We start from the raw sequence: 19854 nt of genomic DNA on the forward strand, positions 1-19854 counted from the left end.
TGCGGGACCCGAGCCTGCGAGGGAACAGCATGAGCATCGAGGTTTCCAACGAATCCGGGTACGACGTGTCCGAGGAAGAACTCATCAGCGTCGCCCGCTTCGTCATCGGTCAGATGGACGTCAACCCGGCGGCCGAACTGTCGATGGTGCTGCTCGACACCGCGGCCATGGCCGATCTCCACATGCGCTGGATGGATCTGCCCGGTCCCACCGATGTGATGAGCTTCCCGATGGATGAGCTCGAACCGGGTGGGCGGCCCGATGCCGCCGAACCCGGTCCGTCCATGTTGGGCGATATCGTGCTGTGCCCCGAGTTCGCCGCCAAACAGGCCGAACAGGCGGGGCATTCGCTGGGGCAGGAGCTCGCGCTGCTGACGGTGCACGGTGTGCTTCATCTGCTCGGCTACGACCACGCCGAGCCCGATGAGGAGAAAGAGATGTTCGCCCTGCAGCGGCGCCTGCTCGAAGAGTGGGTGGCCGACCAGGTGCAGACCTACCGTCAGGACGTACAGACCGAGAAGGATCGCCGGCTGCTCGACAAGTCGCGATACTTCGACACACCGTGACCGGTCTTGCGGCGCTGTTCGGGGCGATCGTCCTGGTCGGCGTGGGCGGGCTTTTCGCCGCGGTCGATGCCGCGGTCAGCACGGTGTCCATCGCGCGTGTCGACGAGATGGTGCGCGAGGAGCGCCCGGGGGCCACCCGTCTGGCTCGGGTGATCGACGACAGGCCCCGGTACATCAATCTCGTGGTGTTGTTGCGGATCGCCTGCGAGGTGAGCGCGACCGTCCTGCTGGTCTCCTATCTGGATGGCTACCTCGGTGTCGGCTGGGGGCTGGTGGCCGCCGCCGGCATCATGGTGGTGGTCAGCTTCGTCGTCATCGGTGTCGGACCCCGCACCGTCGGGCGGCAGAACGCCTACAGCATCGCGCTGGCCGCGGCGCTTCCCCTGCAAGCGATTTCGGTGTTACTCACCCCGATCAGCCGGGTGCTGGTGTTGATCGGCAACGCTCTGACGCCGGGCCGTGGCTTCCGTAACGGGCCGTTCGCCTCCGAGATCGAGCTGCGCGAGGTGGTCGACCTGGCCCAGCAGCGCGGTGTGGTGGCCGACGACGAGCGCAAGATGATCCAGTCCGTTTTCGAGCTGGGCGACACCCCGGCCCGCGAGGTGATGGTTCCGCGCACCGAGATGGTGTGGATCGAGGGAGACAAGACCACCTCGCAGGCCACCTCGCTGGCAGTGCGCAGCGGGCACTCCCGGCTGCCCGTGATCGGCGAGAACGTCGATGACGTGGTGGGTGTCGTGTATCTCAAAGACCTGGTGCAGCACTCGTATTCGGCGGGCGACGAGCTGGACACCCGGGTCGGTGATCTGATGCGCCCCGCGGTGTTCGTGCCCGATTCCAAACCGCTGGACACCCTGCTGCGCGAGATGCAACGCGACCGCAATCACATGGCGCTCCTGGTCGACGAGTACGGCGCGATCGCCGGTCTGGTCACCATCGAGGATGTGCTCGAGGAGATCGTCGGCGAGATCAACGACGAGTACGACGCGGATGAGGTCGCACCCTGGGAAGAGGTGGGCGACAAGCAGTTCCGGGTGTCGACCCGGCTGCCCATCGAGGATCTCACCGAATTGTACGAGGACCTGGAAATCGACGAGGACCTTGAGGTCGACACCGTCGGTGGTCTGTTGGCGCACGAACTGGGCCGCGTACCGTTGCCCGGCGCCGAGGTCACCTGGGACGGCCTGCGCCTGCGGGCCGAGGGCGGGGCCGATCATCGTGGCCGGGTTCGGATCGGCACCGTGCTGATCAGCCCCGTGAAGACAGAGGAGCATTCCGCGCATGAGTCTTGACGCTGAGGACAACAAGTTGGTGGTGCTGGCCCGCGGGGCGATGGGCCGCTCCGAAGCCGCCGAAGGTGCGGCGGTGCGCGACCTGGACGGTCGGACCTACGCCGGTGCCCCTGTCGGTCTGGCCTCGCTGCCGCTGACCGCCCTGCAGGCCGCCGTGGCCGCGGCGGTGTCCAGTGGTGCGGCCGGCCTGGAGGCTGCGGTGCTGGTGGGTGGTTCGGCGCAGGACGCCGGTGTCGCCGCGGTACGCGAGCTGTCGCCGGACGCGTCCGTCATCGTCACCGACCGTGCCGGTAATCCGCTATGAGTGACGAATTCCGGTCCGGCTTCGTCTGTTTCGTCGGCCGTCCCAACACCGGCAAGTCGACGCTGACCAACGCCCTGGTCGGCCAGAAGGTGGCCATCACCTCGAACCGCCCGCAGACCACCCGGCACACCATCCGCGGCATCGTGCACCGGGAGAACTTCCAGATCATCCTGGTCGACACCCCGGGTCTGCACCGGCCCCGGACCCTGCTCGGCCAGCGGCTCAACGACCTGGTGAAGGACACCTACTCCGAGGTCGACGTGATCGGGCTGTGCATCCCCGCCGATGAGAACATCGGCCCGGGCGACCGGTGGATCTACGAACAGATCCGCGCCGTCGCACCCAGGACCAAACTCGTCGCCATCGTCACCAAGATCGACAAGGTCGCCAAGGAGCGGGTGGCCGCACAGCTGATGGCCGTCAGCGAGCTGGTCGGTCCGGACGCCGAGATCGTGCCGGTGTCGGCCACCACCGGCGAGCAGCTCGACGTGCTGACCAACGTCTTCGTCGCGCACCTGCCGCCCGGCCCCGCCTATTACCCCGACGGCGAACTCACCGATGAGCCCGAGGAAGTCCTGATGGCCGAGCTCATCCGGGAGGCCGCGCTGGAAGGGGTGCGCGACGAGCTGCCGCACTCGCTGGCCGTCGTCATCGAGGACATCGAGGAAAGGCCAGGGCGGGCAGACGACAATGCCCTCATCGACGTACGCGCCATCCTCTACGTGGAGCGCGACAGCCAGAAGGGCATCGTGATCGGCAAGGGCGGTGCCCGGCTGCGCGAGGTCGGCACCGCGGCGCGCACGCAGATCGAGAAGCTGCTCGGCACCAAGGTGTATCTGGATCTGCGGGTCAAGATCGCCAAGAACTGGCAGCGCGACCCGAAACAGCTGGGGCGCTTGGGCTTTTAGCTATCCCGGGATGCCGTAGACCGCGACGACGACGCTACGGTCCAGGCTGTTGAGCGACCAGACACCCATCTGGGTGTTGGCGCAGTTGCTCATGATCGCCATGTAATCGGGACGGTAGTACCACTGGTTCATGATCTCGATGCCGTTGATGGCCAGCGCCGGGTTGATCGCGACGGTCTGTGCGACGGTGCCCTTGTAGCCGGCCGCGGCGGCACGGGACTGCGGGGTGGAGCCGTCCGAGCCCAGGTCGCCGTCCAGTGCCCGGTTGTTGAGCACATCGTTGGCGTGCCATTCCGCCGCCAGCTGCAATTGCGGGTTCTTGGTGACGTTGTTGGTGCACCCGGCCTGGTGCTGAATGGTGTAGACGTTGGCGATCACGCTGTTGTTGAGCCGGATGTTGTCGGCACTGGCGGTCGGCGCCGTGAGTACCGCGCCGGCAACTAGGGCCAGAACGGGCAGGGTGCGGGCACCGACACTGATTGCGGACATGGTCACAGAGATTACTGCAGCGTGGGAGTCGCCCACCACGGTTCGGGCTGCTTGGTCATCCAGCCACTGATGGCCTCCAGCTCCGCGGCCAGCGAAATGAGCAACGGTTCGCTGCCCTCGGGGCCCATCAGTTGCACCCCGATCGGCAGTCCGTCGGTGGTGAACCCCGCCGGCACGTTGATCGACGGCCAGCCCAGCAGGTTCCACGGCCAGGTCACCGGGCAGGCGGCGATCATCGCCCGGTCGGTGGCCAGGCTGCCGCGTTCGTCGTAGTCGTGGATGCGCGGTGGCGGCAGCGCGGTGGTGGGGGCGAGCACCACGTCGGCGATGTTGAAGATCCAGCCCACCCGCTGCTGGGCCTCGGCCTCCGCGGCCCGGGCCTTACGCAACACATGTTCGGACAGCAGCCGGCCCGTGCGCATATTGCTCACGGTGCGTTTATCCCACTGGACACCGGGCCCGAGGCGGTGGCCCCAGTCCAGTAGGCCGGAGGTGGACCGGGACAGGAAGTTCCAGGACATCTTCAGTCCGTAGTTCGGGTCGGCTTCATCGACACGGTGTCCGAGCTGCTCCAGCTGGGTCGCCACCTCACGCAGGGCGGCATCGATCTCCGGATGGAGCTGGGCGCGGAAGAAGGTGAACGGGAACTTGGTGGACAGCGCGATCCGCAGGGAGCCGGGGGCCTGGCCGATGTGCTCGGAGGCCCGGATCGGTTCGGGTTTGTGCAGGTCGCCGTCGGCATTGCCGGATGCGGCGTCGAGCACGATCGCGGCGTCGGTGACGGTGCGGGCCAGGACGCCGTTGACGGTGATGCCGTTGAACGCCTCGGGCAGCGGCCAGGTGGAGATGCGGCCACGCTGCGGTTTGATGCCCACCAGATGGGTCCACGCGGCCGGGATCCGCACACTGCCCGCACCGTCGGAGCCGATGGCCGCGGTCACCAGCCCAGCGGCCACGGCCGCCGCACTGCCGCCCGAGGAGCCGCCGGGGCTGTGTTCGCGTGACCATGGGTTTCTGGTGTGCCCGAAGCCGGGGCCACTGGTGAACGGCCACTGGCCGAGCTCACAGGTGTTGGTCTTGCCGACGATGATCGCGCCCGCTGCCCGCAGGCGGCGCACCACCTCCGAGTCGGCAGCGGCCGCTGGAATCTCAGCTACCTCGCCGCGGGTGCCGAAGCGGGTCGGGACGCCGGCGACGTCCACATCGTCCTTCACGGCGATGGGCACTCCGAGGAGTGGAAGGTGTTGTCCCGCAGCGCGTTTACGATCTGCGGCGATGGCCTCGGATATCGCGGTGTCGGTCAGTACCACGCGGAACGCATTGAGCGCGGGCTGGCTGGCCTCGATCGCGTCCAGGGACTGGCGTACCAGTTGTTCCGAGGTGGTGGCGCCGCTGGCGAGGCGGTAGAGCTGTTGTGTGAGGGTGGGCAGTTTCGGGGTGGGAGAAGCACTGCTGGGCAGTTTCGGGGTGGGAGAAGCACTGCTGGGTAGTTTTGGGGTGGCTGCCATGGCAATTTCGAGAATATCCGGCGTTGCGTCCCGGCCGGTGTCGGCACGCGATGGGAGACTGGCCCGATGCGGTTGTACCGGGATCGAGCTGTCGTGCTGCGTCAGCACAAGCTCGGCGAGGCCGACCGCATCGTCACCCTGCTCACCCGCGAGAACGGTGTGGTCCGTGCCGTCGCCAAAGGGGTGCGCCGGACCCGCAGCAAGTTCGGGGCCCGGCTGGAACCGTTCGCGCACATCGACGTTCAACTGCATCCCGGCCGCAACCTCGACATCGTCACCCAGGTGCAGTCCATCGACGCGTTCGCCGTCGACATCGTCAACGATTACGGCCGCTACACGTGTGCCTGCGCGGTGCTGGAGACCGCCGAACGGCTGGCCGGCGAGGAGCACGCTCCGGTGCCGGAGTTGCACAGCCTGACGGTGGCGGCGCTGCGGGCGGTCGCGGCGGGCAGGCGGCCGCGGGAGCTGGTGCTGGACTCCTATCTGCTGCGGGCCATGGGTATCGCGGGCTGGGCCCCGGCGCTGGCCGAATGTGCGCGGTGCGCGACGCCCGGCCCGCACCGGGCGTTCCACATCGGCGCGGGCGGCAGTGTGTGCGTGCACTGCCGGCCGTCGGGTTCGGCGACACCGGCGCAGGCGGTGCTGGATCTGATGGTTGCGCTGCACGACGGTGACTGGGAGTTCGCGGAGGCCTCCACCTCGTCGCACCGCAGCCAGGCCAGCGGGCTGGTCGCCGCGCATCTGCAGTGGCACTTGGAGCGTCAGCTGCGGACATTGCCGCTGGTCGAACGGGGTGATGAGCGCTGGCGCGAAGAGCAGAAAGCACATTATCGAATCGATAGCGCGGGCCTCGAACGCCGGGCAGAGGTGTTCGGGCAGGATATGGCGCATGGCATTGAACAGGGAAGGCAAGCGGGGCAAATCTCCGTACCCACAGCTCGCCCCGGCGCCTGACGACTATCCGGTCTTTCCGGACACGTCGACCTGGCCCGTGGTGTTCCCGGAGTTGCCGCCCCACACCAACGGCAAGTTCTCCCGTCCGCCGCAGCACCCGTCGAAGGCCGCCGCCCCGAAGATCCCGGCCGACCAGGTGCCCAACCACGTCGCGGTGGTGATGGACGGTAACGGCCGGTGGGCCACCCAGCGTGGGCTGGGCCGCACCGAGGGGCACAAGATGGGTGAGGCGGTGCTCATCGACATCACCTGCGGTGCGATCGAACTCGGTATCAAACATCTGTCCGTCTATGCCTTCTCCACGGAGAACTGGAAACGCAGCACCGAAGAGGTGCGCTTCCTGATGGGCTTCAACCGGGAGGTGGTGCGGCGGCGCCGGGAGAATCTGGACGCCATGGGGGTGAACATGCGCTGGGTGGGTTCGCGCCCGCGGATGTGGAGCAGCGTGATCAAGGAGTTCGACATCGCCGAGCAGATGACGGTCGGTAACGACGTCATCACCGTCAACTACTGCGTGAACTACGGCGGGCGCACCGAGATCGTCGAGGCCGCGAAGGCCATCGCCGAGGAGGCCGTCGCGGGCAAGCTGAATCCCTCGCGTATCTCCGAGGCCACCCTGGCCAAGCATCTGCACCGTCCCGACATCCCGGATGTCGACCTGTTCATCCGGACCTCGGGAGAACAGCGGGCCAGCAACTTCATGATCTGGCAGGCGGCCTACGCCGAGTACGTCTTCCAGGACAAGTTGTGGCCCGACTACGACCGGCGCGACCTGTGGGCGGCGTGCGAGGAGTACGTCAACCGCAACCGGCGTTTCGGTCGGGCCTGATGGTGTCGCTTTCCGGCGGGCAGGAGCGCAGCGACTCGGGGATGTCGTTGCAGCAGCGGTTGGCCGCCGTCGCCGAGGCGATCCTGCCCACCACCCATGAGGATGACGGTTCGCTCACCGTGCAGCACGACGGCACGTTCTCGTCGCTGCGGGTGGTGACCATCGCCGAGGGCCTGGACATGGTGGCGCTCACCCAGATGCTGGCCTGGGATCTGCCCCTGGACGCGAAACTTCGGGCGACGGTCGGCGAGCACGCGCACCAGACGCTGCTGGGCACGATATCGCTGACCGAGAAGGGCGCCGCGACGGGCGGTAACTCCCGCGAGCAGGCTTCCAAACAAGCTTCCAAACAAGCTTCCAAACAAGCAGATGTGTTGCTGCGCTACAACTTTCCGGCGGCGGGCTTGACCGATGAGGCGCTCGGCACCCTGATCCTCATGGTGCTGTCCACCGGGGCCGACGTCCGGCGGGCGCTCCTAGGGTGAGCGCCGTCATCCGGATCGTGGCGGCCGTCGTGCTCGATGACCGCAATCATGTGCTGGTGGTCCGCAAACGCGGCACGACGGCGTTCATGCAGCCCGGCGGCAAGATCGAACCGGGGGAGACCCCGGTCGAGGCGCTGCGCCGCGAGGTCCGGGAGGAACTCAATGCCGGCATCGTCGAGGCATCCCTCACCTCGCTGGGACATCACGATGCGGCCGCGGCCAACGAACCGGGTCACCGGGTGGCCGCCGACCTGTTCGTCGTCGGCCTCGACGGGCCACCGCAGCCGGGCGCCGAGATCGTCGAGATGGCGTGGGTGGACCCGCACGCGCCAGGGGACCTCGAGCTGGCCCCGCTGACGTTGGGTGCGGTCCTGGAGTACGCCCGGGTCAGCTGACGGCGCAGGAACCGCACACCCCGAAGATCTCGATGGTGTGGCTGACGTCGGTGAAGCCGTGTTGGGCCGCGACCTGTTCGGCCCACACTTCGGCCGCTCCACCCTCGACCTCGACGGTGGACCCGCAGACCCGGCACACCAGGTGGTGGTGATGGTGATCGGAGCAGCGTCGGTACACCGATTCACCGGTGTCGGTGCGCAGCGTGTCGACCAACCCTGACGTGGCCATCGACTGCAGGGTCCGGTACACGGTGGTCAGCCCGATGTTCTCGCCGCGTTGCCGGAGTTCGTCGTGCAGTTCCTGGGCCGAGCGGAAGTCGTCGATGTTCTCCAGCAGCGCGGAGATGGCGGCCCGCTGCCGGGTGGCCCGCACGGGTGTACTCAAGCGACGTCCTCTCCGGCGTGGGTGACGGCGGCCAGCACGATCTCCGTGAGGTGCTGGTCGACCAGGCGGTACATCACCTCCCGGCCGCTGCGCTCGCCGGCGACCACTCCGGCGGCTTTGAGGATGCGCAGGTGCTGGCTGACCAGGGGCTGCGGCACCTCCAGGGCGTCGACCAGTTCGTGTACGCAACGCGCGGATTCACGGAGCTGGAGCACCAGGGCGATGCGCACCGGCGCGGCCAGCGCCCGCAGCAGGTCGCCCGCGGTGTCCAGGATCTCCCGGGGCGGCAGCTCGGGAGACGGCGTCGCGGGGTGTTCGTGCTCGTGACCGGTAGTGGAAACGGTTTTCATTATGGAGTCAGATTACATGCATGTCTGCGCATGTCAACGCTTTCCGGGGACTCCCGCGGCGTGGCGCGCCAACGCTCATCGGTACCCTGTCAACCCGTGGCATCCATCATCGACACCGTCGCGAACCTGGCGAAACGCCGTGGCCTGGTCTTCCAATCCGGCGAGATCTACGGCGGTACGAAGTCGGCGTGGGACTACGGGCCACTCGGGGTGGAGCTCAAGGAGAACATCAAGAAGCAGTGGTGGCGGTCCGTGGTCACCGGTCGCGACGATGTCGTCGGCCTGGACAGCGCGATCATCCTGCCGCGCCAGGTGTGGGTGGCCTCCGGCCACGTCGCGGTGTTCAACGACCCGCTGGTGGAATGCCTGAGCTGCCATAAGCGGCACCGGCAGGACCACCTGCAGGAGGCGTACGCGGCCAAGAAGAATCTCGATGACCCCGATGCGGTCCCGATGACCGAGATCGTCTGCCCGGACTGCGGCACCAAGGGGCAGTGGACCGAGCCGCGTGACTTCAACATGATGCTCAAGACCTACCTCGGCCCCATCGAGTCCGAGGAGGGGTTGCACTACCTGCGGCCCGAAACCGCGCAGGGCATCTTCGTCAACTTCGCCAATGTGGTGACCACCGCACGCAAGAAGCCGCCGTTCGGCATCGGCCAGATCGGCAAGAGCTTCCGCAACGAGATCACCCCCGGCAACTTCATCTTCCGGACCCGTGAGTTCGAGCAGATGGAGATGGAGTTCTTCGTCGAGCCGTCCACCGCGCCGGAGTGGCACAAGTACTGGATCGGGACCCGGCTCAAGTGGTACACCGACCTCGGTATCGCTCCGGAGAATCTGCGGCTCTACGAGCACCCGCTGGAGAAGCTGTCGCACTACAGCGCCGGCACCACCGATATCGAGTACAAGTTCGGCTTCGCCGGCAGCCCGTGGGGTGAACTGGAAGGTATCGCCAACCGCACCAATCACGACTTGTCCAGCCACGCAAAGGCATCCGGTGTCGACCTGTCGTATTACGACCAGGGCACCGACACCCGCTACGTGCCCTACGTCATCGAACCGGCAGCCGGCCTGACCCGCTCGCTGATGGCTTTCCTGGTCGACGCGTACCACGAGGACGAGGCCCCCAATGCCAAGGGCGGGGTGGACAAGCGCACCGTGCTCAAGCTCGACCCGCGGCTGGCCCCGGTCAAGGCGGCCGTACTTCCGTTGTCGCGCAACGCCGATCTGTCGCCGAAGGCCCGCGACCTGGCGGCCGAGCTGCGGCAGTCATGGAACATCGAGTTCGACGACGCGGGTGCGATCGGCCGGCGCTACCGCCGTCAGGACGAGATCGGCACGCCGTTCTGCATCACGCTGGACTTCGACTCGCTGGAGGATCAGGCCGTCACCATCCGCGAGCGTGACACCATGACGCAGGAGCGGGTGGCCATCTCGGAGGTGTCGAACTACCTGGCGGTCCGGCTCAAGGGCGCCTAGCGCCTCGGTTCGGAATTGCTGCTCCAGAGGCACTCCCGGCTCGCCTAGCATGGTGAGGCACGGGAGTGAAGGGGGCGATGATCAGCGTTCTGGGGGCATTTCTTTCGACGTGGGATGACGCTCGCGCGACACTCGGCGCCGGAACACCGGTGGACGGGACCCGGTTCGACATGGGCGGTCGGCTCGACGAGTTGCACCGCACGGTCGCGGCGGCGACGCCCGGGTCCGTGTGGACGGGTTCGTCGGCAGAGGCGTACACCGACCGCAACCACCAGCTGGCCGCCACCTTGGCCCGGCTCGCCGAACTCGATCGGCGCCTCGGCGCCGAAGTCGATCGGTCCGCGCAGGTGGTGGCCGCCGGTCGCCGGGACCTGGATGCGGTCAAGCAGTGGGTGCTCAGTGCCGCTGCCAGCGTGCCGCCGAACGCCGCGGGTGAGCGTGCCCTGATGCCGGTGGTGTCCAAAGGTGTCGCCGACGTCGCCGATATCGTGCAGCGGTCGAACAGCGATATGAGCGGTATCGCCGCGCGGATCCGCGATATCGGCGACGGCTATCAGGCGCTCACCGGTCGCGAGGGGCGCGGGTGAAGGTGGCGGACCGGCCACGATTGCCAATGATTCTGGCCGCCTTGTTGATGATGCTGGGTGCGTTGTCGGCATGCGCGACGCATGACGCGATTCGCGACGGAGGAGATCAGAAGATGCCTGTCCCGGCAGAGACGGCCGCGAAATTCGGTGAGGTGACGTTGCCGCAAGGCGTACAGGTGCTGGGCACCGACACCGATTCGGGCCGAGACACCCGCTACCGGTTGGCGTTACGGATGACCGACGCGCAGCTGCGTGAATTGCTCGCGCAGTTCCCCGAGACACCCGAGAAGTCCGAGATCCCGAAATCCACGCCGGTGATCGCCGGGCCGGCGCTGAGTTCGGCACCTGATCCGCTCTACGCCCAGGATCAGATCATCACCACCGATCACGGCACGGTCACCCGGGAGATCATCGTCGACCAGCGGGCGCCCGACGAGGTGTACGTGCACCTCTCGCTCTACACCACCTGATCGCGCAGCGCCGCAGGCACATCCCCGCCGAGCAGATCGACGAGTGTCGCCAGCAGTCCGTCGAGTTCGACACCCACCGCGGTGATCGCCGCGTTCCCGTAACTGCCGAACAGCAGGCTGGGCTGGTCGACGGCCAGCACGGTGCCCGCGGGCCCGGCATAGAGCAGCGTGCGCAGGGGTGCGTGCAGCATGACGCCGGGATCGTGGCGGTACATGCGTTCGGCGATGGTGTGATTGCCCATCAGGTATTCGGTGGCGCGCCCCGTCGATCCGGACGCGGTCATGGTGGGCGTCACGTCGATCTGTGCGTATCGCAGGAAGCCATGCGGCGCCTGGGATTTCGCTTCGGCGACCACCTCGTCCCAGGTGCCCGCCCGCGCGAAGCGCTCGTGGTCGATCACCGGGACCAGGGCCTCGTAGTGCGTGCGGGCGTCCGCATAGCTGCCCGGCAGGCTGATCAGCAGGCGCCGGTTCAGGTACTCGACGGAGGTGCTCACCGGTCGGCCCCCACGATGTCCAGGACCACCCGGAAGCGGGCCTGGCCGGACATCATTCGCTCGTAGGCCTGTGGGGCTTGTTCGAACGGCATGACCTCGATCATCGGGGCGATATCGTTGGCGACGCTGAACGCCAGGTTGTCCTCGTTCTCGATGGCGGAGCCGGTGAGGCTGCCGACCACATGGCGTCCACCGAAGATCAGGTCGGCGGTGTTCACCGCGATCGGATCGGGGGCCGCGCCCACCACGACGAGTTGCCCACGCGGCCGCAAACCGCTGACCAGCGGCCCCATCGACGCGCCGCTGGCCGCGGTGGCGATGATGGCGGCGGCTCCGCCGAGGGCGGTCAGTGCCGCACCGGGATCCTCGGCGGCGCTGTCGATATAGAAATCGGCGCCCAGTGTCTTTGCCAGGTCGGCTTTTTCGGCGCCCCGGGCGATCGCCGCCACTCGGTAGCCGAGTTTGTGGGCATACTGCACACCCAGATGACCCAGGCCGCCGATGCCTTGAACTCCGTCCAGGGCGCCGGGCGCGGCGGACGTGGACCGCAAGGCATTGAAGGTCGTCAGGCCGGCGCACAGCAGGGGAGCGGCGAGGTGGGCGTCGACCCCGTCGGGGATGCGCACCAGTCCGGTGGCGCGGGCATGGACCACCTCGGCATAGCCGCCGTCGGCGCTGGTCCCGGGCGTCGGCTGATCGAGACAGTTGACGAAATCGCCGCGGCGGCAGAACTCGCATTCGTTGCATTGCCCGCCGAGGAAGCCGATGCCGACCCGGTCGCCGGGGGCCCAGGCATGTACCCCGTCGCCGACGGCGTCCACCACACCGACGATCTCGTGGCCGGGCACCACCGGCTGCTGCGGGTCGGGTCGTTGGCCCTCGACGGCCAGCACGTCGCTGTGGCAGACCCCGCAGCTGAGCACCCGAACCCGGACCTCGCCGGCGGCGGGTTCGACCACCTCGCGCTCGACGAGTGCGAACTCGCGTTGCCCGGTGACCTGGAAAGCTTTGTAGGTAGCCATGTTTCGGGTTCTCCTACGCGGCCGGGAAGAGGGGCGCGTGCACCTGGCGGGTCAGGTCGTCGGCGAGCACTTCCGGCGCGCCGGCGACGATACCTTCGACGATCTGCCGGGCCACGTCGGCCGGGTCGTTCTTCGGCACATCGAGATCTGCCGTCATATCGGTGTCGGTATAAGCCAGGTAGGCGCCGATGACGGTGGTGCCCTGCTCCTGCAACTCCAGTCGCAGCGAGTTCGTCGCCGACCACAGCGCCGCCTTGGAGACGCCGTAGGAGCCGTAACCGGGCAGCCAGGACAGCACGGAGGCGATGTTGACGATGGTGCCATGGCGGCCGGCGAGCAAGGGGGCGAAAGCTCGCGTGACCCGCAGTGCGCCATAGAGATTGGTGTCCAGCACGGAACGGACGTCGTCGAGATCGTCCTGCAGCAGCGATGTGCCCCCGAGTACGCCGGCGTTGTTGACCACGATGGTGGCGTCGGCGGCGGTGTGCGCCAGTTGGGCGACCGACTCGGCGTCGGTGACGTCGGCCTGAATCACCACCACGCGCGGATCGTCGGACGTGCCCGGGCGCCGGCTGGTCGAGTACACCTTGGCCGCCCCGGCCTCCAATAGGGCGGCGACGATCGCCTTGCCCAAGCCTTGTTGCCCGCCGGTCACCAGAGCGGTCGCACCGGCTACCTGAGTTCCTGTCATGGTCTTCTCCTTCGCTTGTGCCCTCGTCAACGTAGCAGTGCTGAGTTGGAATTTCCAATGTAGGTAGAATGTGACGATGCGCACCGATTCGTGGATCGACAATCCCTGCCCGATCGCCCGCACCATGTCCGTCCTGGGGCAGCGGTGGGCGGTGCTGATCATCCGTGAGGCGCTGCTGGGCCGGTCACGATTCTCCGAGTTCAAGGAGCGGCTCGGGATCGCCTCGGATGTCCTCAGCACCCGGTTGTCCGAGCTGGTAGACGCCGGAATCCTCCAGGTGGTCGACTATCAGGAACCGGGCGACCGCACCCGCAGCCGATATCTGCTCACCGAGGCCGGGCATGATCTGATCCCCGTCCTGGCCGCCATCGGCCAGTGGGGGCACCGTCATCTGGCCCGCGAGCACAGCAGCGCGTACCGCTTCGTCGAAGCCGATACCGGCGAATCCGTGGCCATCGGATTCCGCCGCCGCGACGGGAGCAAGGTGCCCACGGACGCGGTGTCGCTGGTGGCGCCCGGCGCTTAGAAGCGGCCGCCGCCCCCGCCGAACGAACCGCCCGAGCTGCCGGACCCGCCGAACGACGTCGAGCTCCAGCCCCCGCCGACGCTGCCGCCGATCCCGCCGCGCAGGGCCCCGGACAGGATGTTGCCGATGATGATGCCGCCCAGCACGGCACCGGAATTCGAGCTGCCGCCGCCATATCCGCTGTAGTGCCGCTGCGCGGCGGCGACATCCTGGTTGGCCAGCGACTGGGCCTGCCCGGCCAGCGTCGCCGCGCCGTTGGCGTATTGGATGGCCACCGAAAGACTCCCGGCGATGTTCTCGGCCTGCTTGTCCTGGGCGGCCTGCAGCTGGCGCACCGCCTCGGCGAGTTTGGTGCGCGCCTCGGGGCCGATGCTGCCGCGGCGGGTGTCGATGAAATCCGAGACACCGCGGACCCGCGACTGCGCACTGAACAGGGCTTGGTCGTAGGCGCGGCGCAACCGTTCGGCCGTCTCGCGTTCCTCGGTCACCGCGTCCAGCAGCCGGTCCAGGTCGGCGTCGGCGGCGCTGAGATCGGTGAAGGCACCCAGCGGGTCGGTGCTGCCCGTGCCCTGTGCGGCCGCCACCGCCTTGACGGCGGCGTCGCGCGCAGCGCTCAGGGCGGCGGCCTGGCTCAGATTGCCTTGGGCCAGCTGGGTGCCGGCGGCGTTGATGCCGTTCTGGATATCGGCGATCGCGGCGGGCAGTGCCGCGGTGGCGCGGTTGATATCGGTGGCGGCGCTGTCGACGGCGTCGAGCAGAGTGCGTGCCTGGCCCAGTGCGGACTCGGCGGCCCGCACCGAATCCACCAGCCCGGCCTGGCTACCCACCGGCCGCGCCACCAGACTGCGTGCGTTGGTGATGTTCTGGTCGGCGAAAGCCACCCGCTGCTTGGCGGTTTCGACGTTGCCGGCGACCGAGGCCAGGGCCGCATCGGCGAACTGCTGGTGCAGGCCGGCCAGGGTCTGCTCCGACGGCGTGAGGCGCGCGGTGAGGTCGACCACCTGCTGGGTCAGGGCGTCCAATCGTTCGGGCGCGTTGATCACCAGATCACGCAGCGCAGAGAAGGCTTCGCGCTGGGTTTCCAGTTCGCGGTCGGCCTTAGCGGCGGCCACCACCACCCGGGTCAGCAGATCGCGGCGCTGCGCGGGCGTCTCGGGCACCGTGTCATCGAGGATCTGTCGCACGTTGAACGCCTGCGCCAGCGTCGTTTTCGCCGCTTCGACCGCGGTGACGAACGGGGCGGTGTCCTTGTCGCCGAACTCCTCGATTGCCAGCGTCAATTCGTTGTCGCTGGTGCGTATCGCGTTGTCCACTTCCACGACGATCGAGCGGGACAGGTCGTCCAGAGTCTCCAGCGGCATGGCGGCCAGGGCATTCGGATCGGTCGGGTCGGCGCGCTGGGCGGCCGCCAGATCCGCCGCACGGCGCTTGCGCCGACGGTGGCGTTGCCACAGCACCAGGATCACCACCGCCAACCCGATCACCGCGAGGATGGCCAGCAGACCCACCCAGTTCATCTCCGCATTCGAGGATGAAGACGGAGCTGCGGAGGCATTCGTGTCGAGCCCCTCGGCCGCGCTGACGGCCGCCTGGGCCCAGTCGCCGTCGCGCAGCGCAGGCTCAATCTTGTTGCGCCGCAAACTGTTCGCCTCGGCGTTGCTGGCGGCCACACCGCCGGCCAGGAACGCGTACGCCCGGTCGGTGGTGGCGACCGCCAGCAGGGCGTCGTAGGTGCCCAGGTCGCTGGCCGCCAGAGTGGCCCGGGCCCACGGCTCGGCATCCTGGCCGGAGAAGGTGTCCACGTACACCACCCACAGCCGGACATGCCGGTCGGCGTAGAGCTTGTCGACGGCCTGGGTCACCCGATCGAGATCCTGGCCGGTGAGCGCGTGTGCGTTGTCCACGATTTGGGTGGACAGCCGGAACGGCGGCTCGGCTCCCGCATGTGGAGCCACCAGCAGGCCGACGGACAACACCGCGAAGATCATGCTGAACAGGCGGGGGAGGCGCATGTCCGCAAATCTAGCTGGCAGACTGTCCGTTAGTGGGCACCGCGACCGATACCTATACCGACCTCGACAGGCAGCGCCTGGTGATCGAGGCACCCAAGGCTGCCGCGCTGCCCGGAACCGGCTCCGAACACCGCACCGACTTCGCCAGGGACCGGGCCCGGGTGTTGCACTGCGCCGCGCTGCGCCGCCTGGCCGACAAGACCCAGGTGGTCGGACCGCGGCAGGGCGACACCCCGCGCACCCGGCTGACCCATTCGCTGGAGGTCGCGCAGATCGGCCGCGGGATGGCCGTCGGTCTGGGCTGCGACCCCGACCTGGTGGACCTGGCCGGGCTGGCTCATGACATCGGCCACCCGCCCTACGGGCACAACGGCGAGCGGGCACTCAACGAGATCGCCAAGGCGTTCGGTGGGTTCGAGGGCAATGCCCAGAACTTCCGCATCCTCACTCGGCTGGAGCCCAAAATTCTTGACGCGGGCGGCCATTCGGCTGGTTTGAACCTGACCCGCGCCGCACTGGACGCGGTGATGAAGTACCCGTGGTACCGCGACGGCGGGCGGAAGAAGTTCGGTTTCTACGACGACGACGCCGAGGCCGCTACCTGGATGCGCGCCGGCGCCCCCGCCGAGCGCACCTGCCTGGAGGCCCAGGTGATGGACTGGGCCGACGATGTCGCCTACTCCGTTCACGACGTCGAAGACGGGGTCATCTCGGGCCGCATCGACCTTCGGGTGCTCGCCGACGACGACGCGGCCGACGCGCTGGCCCGCCTGGGCGCGGACGCCTTCCCGACGGTGACCCACGACGACCTGCTGGCCGCCGCGCAGCGGCTCTCGGAGATGCCGGTGGTGGCCGCGGTGGGCAAGTTCGACGGCACCTTGGCAGCGTCGGTCGGGCTCAAGAACATGACCAGTGAGCTGGTGGGACGGTTCGCCAACGCGGCGATCACCGAAACCCGGACAATAGCCGGTGACGGCCCGCTGCGCCGCTATGACACCGATCTCGCGGTGCCGGCGCTGGTGCGCGCCGAGGTCGCGGTGCTCAAGATGCTGGCCCTGCAGTTCATCATGTCCGATCACCGGCACCTGCAGGTGCAGGCCGATCAGCGCACCCTGGTCGAAGAGGTCGCACTGGTGCTGTGGGCACAGGCACCCAGCAGCCTGGACCCGCAGTTCGCGCCCGAGTTCGCCGCCGCCACCGACGACGGGGCACGGCTGCGGGTGGTGATCGACCAGATCGCGTCCTACACCGAGAGTCGGCTGGAGCGAGTGCACGAGGCACGTTCGCCCCGCCCTCTAGACTGACGCGATGGCTGGTCCGGTGGGCAGGAGCGAAGCGACCCGGGGTAAAGGTGCGCGCATCCCCGATCGCGATATCGCCGCCATCCGCGAACGCGTGCGCATCGAGGAAATCGTCGGCGACTATGTCCAGTTGCGCCGCGCCGGGGTGGATTCGCTCAAGGGGTTGTGCCCCTTCCACGACGAGAAGTCACCGTCGTTTCACGTGCGTCCCAACCACGGCCACTTCCACTGCTTCGGCTGCGGTGAGGGCGGCGACGTCTACGCCTTCCTGCAGAAGATCGAGCACGTCAGCTTCGTCGAGGCTGTCGAACTCCTCGCCGACAAGGTCGGCTACACCGTCACCTACACCGGTTCGTCGACCACCAATGTGCAACGCGACCGCGGCAGCCGCAGCCGGCTGATCGCCGCCAACGCCGCCGCGCAGGAGTTCTACGCCGAGGCGCTGCAGTCCGCGGAAGCGGAACCGGCGCGCCGGTATCTGATCGAGCGCAACTTCGATGCCGACGCGGCCAAGCGGTTCGGCTGCGGTTTCGCGCCGTCGGGCTGGGACACCTTGACAAAGCACTTGCTGCGCAAGGGATTCGAATTCAAGGAGCTGGAGGCCGCCGGACTGTCTCGGGAGGGCCGGCGCGGTCCGATGGACCGTTTTCACCGGCGGTTGCTGTGGCCCATCCGGGTGTCGTCGGGGGAGACCATCGGCTTCGGTGCTCGCCGGCTGTTCGACGACGACCATATCGAAGCCAAGTACGTCAACACCTCCGAGACGGTGCTGTACAAGAAGTCGAATGTCCTGTTCGGGCTGGATCTGGCCAAGCGGGATATCGCCAAGGGGCACCAGGCCGTCGTGGTCGAGGGCTACACCGACGTGATGGCGATGCACTTGGCCGGGGTGACCACCGCGGTGGCCGCGTGCGGCACCGCCTTCGGCGACGACCACCTGTCCATGTTGCGCCGACTCATGATGGACGACAACTTCTTTCGCGGTGAGCTCATCTACGTCTTCGACGGCGACGCGGCCGGCCGGGCCGCCGCGGTGAAGGCGTTCGAGGGGGAACAGAACCTGGCCGGCCAGTCGTTCGTGGCGGTGGCTGCCGACGGGATGGATCCGTGCGATCTGCGGTTGCGCTCCGGTGACGGGGCGTTGCGCGACCTGGTGGCCCGCCGGGCCCCGCTGTTCGAATTCGCCATCCGCACGGCGCTCGGCGACCACAATCTCGACAGCGCCGAGGGCCGCGTGGCGGCGCTGCGGCGCTGCGTGCCGATGGTGGCCGGGATCAAGGACCCCACCCTGCGTGACGAGTACGCCCGCCAGCTGGCCGGCTGGGTGGGCTGGGACAACGTCGCCCAGGTGCTCTCCCGGGTGCGCGAGGAGGCCGGGCGCAAGGGACCCGCCAAGGGGCGCGACGCCGGGCGGTCGCGGGGGTCGGCCGAACCGGTCCGACAGCGGCCCATGGTCACGGTCACCCGCCCCGATCCGCGGGATCCGACCCTGCGTCCGCAGCGGGAGGCGCTCAAGGCGGCGTTGCAGTATCCGGGGCTGGCCGGTCCCGTCTTCGACACCCTCACCGCGGAGAGCTTCACCCATCCCGGCTATGCCGCCGTGCGCAAGGCCATCGCGGATGCGGGCGGCATGTCGGCCGGCCTGTCCGGCGCCCAGTGGATCGAGACGGTGCGCGATCTGCAGGATTCCCCCGAGGGGGCGAACCTGGTGAACGAACTCGGTGTCGAGGCCATCCGGTTCGAGGACGACGAGAAGTTGGTCCGCTACGTCTCCGGGGTGCTCGCCCGCCTGCAGGAGGTGTCGGTGGGGCGACAGATCGCCGAGGTCAAGTCCAAGCTGCAGCGGATGTCGCCGGTGGACCACAGCGACGAATACCACGCCTTGTTCGGTGACCTGGTGGCCATGGAGACCTATCGCCGCAGCCTGTTGGAGCAGGCCAGCGGTGACGACATGACTGCGTGAACAGACGTCGCACGCTATGGTGAGTCGTGCGATGTTGCCACGAGAAAGGCACCCCGGTGAACACTTCAGCTAGGCGTGTGGTCCTGGTGGGCGCGTTTGCGGTGGCCGCCGCCGCGGCACCGCTGGTGGCATTCTCGGCCGCCGGATCACAGAGTTCGGTGCAGGCCCAACCCGCGTGCCTGGCGTGGTTCGGCAACAAAGAGGACGGCAAGTGCCTGTCCTACTCGAACTCCGGTGGCAGCGGCGGGGGCCTCGGTTTCGGCAGCCCGGGCATCTCCGTGGGCAGCAACGGCATCAATTCCGGGCCGCTGCTCCCGGGTCAGACCTGGAACGTCCCGATGGGTTAACGCCTCTCGGCGGTCTCGTCTTCGAGAGGTTCCAGCACGGTGGTCTCCGCGTCGATCGCCGTCAGTTTCACCAACGCCGGATCGGGGGATACCCGGTCGGCCAATTTGCGGCGCCCGGCGTCCAGCACGGCCTTGGTGGCCGGATTCTCGGTGACGGCCCGGTAGGTGCCGGCGATCTGTTCGTAGCGGCGTCGACCAGCCTTGGCACCCAGTACGTAGCCGACCCCCAACACGAACACGATCCGGAACACGCGCACTCCCTCCCCGGGCCACAGTAGAACGCTCACCATCCTGCCTCACGCAGCTGAGAGTTGGTCGACGGGCGTGCGGAAACGGCTCTGACATGGCGATTCGGGTCGCGCGGCCCATATGCGCTAGAGTCTGTCTTCGGTTCATTCCCCTGTAGCTCAATTGGCAGAGCTTCCGACTGTTAATCGGACGGTTGATGGTTCGAGTCCATCCGGGGGAGCCAGCAAGGCCAGCGCGAATGC

The 19854-nt window shown here is 67.9% G+C and carries 24 protein-coding genes and 1 tRNA gene; 16 read left to right on the forward strand and 9 right to left on the reverse strand.

All coding sequences use genetic code 11. The annotated features are described in order from the left end of the window. Positions 1-29: 29 nt before the first annotated feature. Genes ybeY through era form a run of 4 tightly spaced genes read left to right on the forward strand, consistent with a single transcriptional unit; the run spans position 30 to position 3070 of the window. Positions 30-566, forward strand: a complete 537-nt coding sequence (ybeY, locus tag QN239_RS13065; protein ID WP_090353976.1) for an rRNA maturation RNase YbeY — start codon at positions 30-32, stop codon at positions 564-566. Beyond that, on the forward strand, positions 563-1858 hold the full coding sequence (locus QN239_RS13070) for a hemolysin family protein (RefSeq protein WP_499010866.1): 1296 nt from the start codon (positions 563-565) through the stop codon (positions 1856-1858). The genes ybeY and QN239_RS13070 overlap by 4 nt, the downstream gene beginning before the upstream one ends. Beyond that, entirely contained in the window at positions 1848-2162 is a 315-nt protein-coding gene (locus QN239_RS13075) for a cytidine deaminase-like protein (RefSeq protein WP_499010867.1), read from the forward strand. Before QN239_RS13070 ends, QN239_RS13075 begins: the two co-directional genes overlap by 11 nt. Continuing rightward, a complete protein-coding gene (gene era / locus QN239_RS13080; RefSeq protein WP_499010870.1) occupies positions 2159-3070 on the forward strand; it encodes a GTPase Era in 912 nt (303 codons plus the stop codon). Before QN239_RS13075 ends, era begins: the two co-directional genes overlap by 4 nt. On the opposite strand, the gene QN239_RS13085 is transcribed toward era, so the two are convergent. Together QN239_RS13085 and QN239_RS13090 are read right to left on the reverse strand one after the other, a co-directional pair. Next, on the reverse strand, positions 3071-3559 hold the full coding sequence (locus QN239_RS13085) for a CAP domain-containing protein (RefSeq protein ID WP_090353977.1): 489 nt from the start codon (positions 3557-3559) through the stop codon (positions 3071-3073). It abuts the gene before it with no gap. Between the two features lie 11 nt (positions 3560-3570). Further along, entirely contained in the window at positions 3571-5067 is a 1497-nt protein-coding gene (locus QN239_RS13090) for an amidase (RefSeq protein ID WP_499010872.1), read from the reverse strand. A gap of 66 nt (positions 5068-5133) precedes the next feature. On the opposite strand from QN239_RS13090, the gene recO reads away from it, so the two are divergent. From recO to QN239_RS13110, 4 genes are read left to right on the forward strand one after another with little or no spacing between them, the layout of a single operon-like run. After that, a complete protein-coding gene (recO, locus tag QN239_RS13095) occupies positions 5134-6021 on the forward strand; it encodes a DNA repair protein RecO (protein WP_090353553.1) in 888 nt (295 codons plus the stop codon). Next, positions 5957-6850: a decaprenyl diphosphate synthase gene (locus QN239_RS13100; protein WP_090353554.1), complete on the forward strand. Its 894-nt coding sequence runs from the start codon at positions 5957-5959 to the stop codon at positions 6848-6850. The genes recO and QN239_RS13100 overlap by 65 nt, the downstream gene beginning before the upstream one ends. A 41-nt stretch (positions 6851-6891) precedes the next feature. Then, entirely contained in the window at positions 6892-7335 is a 444-nt protein-coding gene (locus tag QN239_RS13105; protein ID WP_499016737.1) for a hypothetical protein, read from the forward strand. Further along, positions 7332-7730 (forward strand): NUDIX hydrolase, encoded by a 399-nt coding sequence (locus QN239_RS13110; protein ID WP_167161997.1) that lies wholly within the window; start codon positions 7332-7334, stop codon positions 7728-7730. Before QN239_RS13105 ends, QN239_RS13110 begins: the two co-directional genes overlap by 4 nt. On the opposite strand, the gene QN239_RS13115 is transcribed toward QN239_RS13110, so the two are convergent. Continuing rightward, entirely contained in the window at positions 7723-8115 is a 393-nt protein-coding gene (locus QN239_RS13115) for a Fur family transcriptional regulator (protein WP_499010877.1), read from the reverse strand. The two genes, QN239_RS13110 and QN239_RS13115, sit on opposite strands and share 8 nt — an antisense overlap. Next, complete coding sequence (locus QN239_RS13120) at positions 8112-8465, reverse strand: ArsR/SmtB family transcription factor (protein WP_499010879.1); 354 nt, start codon at positions 8463-8465, stop codon at positions 8112-8114. Before QN239_RS13120 ends, QN239_RS13115 begins: the two co-directional genes overlap by 4 nt. Positions 8466-8561: 96 nt before the next feature. Here QN239_RS13120 and QN239_RS13125 point away from each other — a divergent pair, with 96 nt between their 5' ends. The 3 genes from QN239_RS13125 (at position 8562) to QN239_RS13135 (ending at position 11004) form a co-directional block, all read left to right on the forward strand. Next, entirely contained in the window at positions 8562-9947 is a 1386-nt protein-coding gene (locus QN239_RS13125) for a glycine--tRNA ligase (RefSeq protein WP_499010880.1), read from the forward strand. Between the two features lie 77 nt (positions 9948-10024). Next, entirely contained in the window at positions 10025-10534 is a 510-nt protein-coding gene (locus QN239_RS13130) for an EspA/EspE family type VII secretion system effector (protein WP_499010882.1), read from the forward strand. Positions 10535-10647: 113 nt separating this feature from the next. Beyond that, complete coding sequence (locus tag QN239_RS13135) at positions 10648-11004, forward strand: hypothetical protein (RefSeq protein ID WP_499010884.1); 357 nt, start codon at positions 10648-10650, stop codon at positions 11002-11004. Here the strand turns inward: QN239_RS13135 and QN239_RS13140 are convergent. The 3 genes from QN239_RS13140 to QN239_RS13150 are packed head-to-tail and all read right to left on the reverse strand — an operon-like array spanning position 10992 to position 13214. Beyond that, entirely contained in the window at positions 10992-11501 is a 510-nt protein-coding gene (locus tag QN239_RS13140; RefSeq protein ID WP_499010886.1) for a DUF302 domain-containing protein, read from the reverse strand. The two genes, QN239_RS13135 and QN239_RS13140, sit on opposite strands and share 13 nt — an antisense overlap. Further along, entirely contained in the window at positions 11498-12523 is a 1026-nt protein-coding gene (locus QN239_RS13145) for an alcohol dehydrogenase catalytic domain-containing protein (protein WP_499010889.1), read from the reverse strand. The genes QN239_RS13140 and QN239_RS13145 overlap by 4 nt, the downstream gene beginning before the upstream one ends. Positions 12524-12536: 13 nt before the next feature. Next, positions 12537-13214 (reverse strand): SDR family oxidoreductase, encoded by a 678-nt coding sequence (locus QN239_RS13150; RefSeq protein ID WP_499010890.1) that lies wholly within the window; start codon positions 13212-13214, stop codon positions 12537-12539. A 76-nt stretch (positions 13215-13290) separates the two neighbouring features. Here QN239_RS13150 and QN239_RS13155 point away from each other — a divergent pair, with 76 nt between their 5' ends. Continuing rightward, the gene (locus tag QN239_RS13155) at positions 13291-13740 is read left to right on the forward strand and encodes a winged helix-turn-helix transcriptional regulator (protein ID WP_090353566.1); all 450 of its coding nucleotides are present in this window, start codon (positions 13291-13293) and stop codon (positions 13738-13740) included. On the opposite strand, the gene QN239_RS13160 is transcribed toward QN239_RS13155, so the two are convergent. Beyond that, positions 13737-15752 (reverse strand): TPM domain-containing protein, encoded by a 2016-nt coding sequence (locus QN239_RS13160; protein WP_499010892.1) that lies wholly within the window; start codon positions 15750-15752, stop codon positions 13737-13739. The two genes, QN239_RS13155 and QN239_RS13160, sit on opposite strands and share 4 nt — an antisense overlap. 32 nt (positions 15753-15784) lie before the next feature. Here QN239_RS13160 and QN239_RS13165 point away from each other — a divergent pair, with 32 nt between their 5' ends. The 3 genes from QN239_RS13165 to QN239_RS13175 are packed head-to-tail and all read left to right on the forward strand — an operon-like array spanning position 15785 to position 19363. Further along, positions 15785-17056 carry a deoxyguanosinetriphosphate triphosphohydrolase gene (locus QN239_RS13165; protein WP_499010894.1) on the forward strand — a complete coding sequence of 424 codons (1272 nt, stop codon included), beginning with the start codon at positions 15785-15787 and terminating at the stop codon, positions 17054-17056. Positions 17057-17060: 4 nt separating this feature from the next. Next, complete coding sequence (gene dnaG, locus QN239_RS13170) at positions 17061-19016, forward strand: DNA primase (RefSeq protein WP_499010896.1); 1956 nt, start codon at positions 17061-17063, stop codon at positions 19014-19016. A gap of 56 nt (positions 19017-19072) precedes the next feature. Further along, entirely contained in the window at positions 19073-19363 is a 291-nt protein-coding gene (locus tag QN239_RS13175; protein ID WP_167162015.1) for a DUF7155 family protein, read from the forward strand. On the opposite strand, the gene QN239_RS13180 is transcribed toward QN239_RS13175, so the two are convergent. Continuing rightward, on the reverse strand, positions 19360-19614 hold the full coding sequence (locus QN239_RS13180) for a hypothetical protein (protein WP_090353981.1): 255 nt from the start codon (positions 19612-19614) through the stop codon (positions 19360-19362). The genes QN239_RS13175 and QN239_RS13180 overlap by 4 nt on opposite strands. A 145-nt stretch (positions 19615-19759) precedes the next feature. On the opposite strand from QN239_RS13180, the gene QN239_RS13185 reads away from it, so the two are divergent. Next, positions 19760-19835 (forward strand) — tRNA-Asn (locus QN239_RS13185). The last annotated feature ends 19 nt before the right edge of the window (positions 19836-19854 follow it).

It is taken from the genome of Mycolicibacterium sp. Y3, assembly GCF_051188035.1.
In the GTDB taxonomy this organism is placed as follows: domain Bacteria; phylum Actinomycetota; class Actinomycetes; order Mycobacteriales; family Mycobacteriaceae; genus Mycobacterium; species Mycobacterium fluoranthenivorans.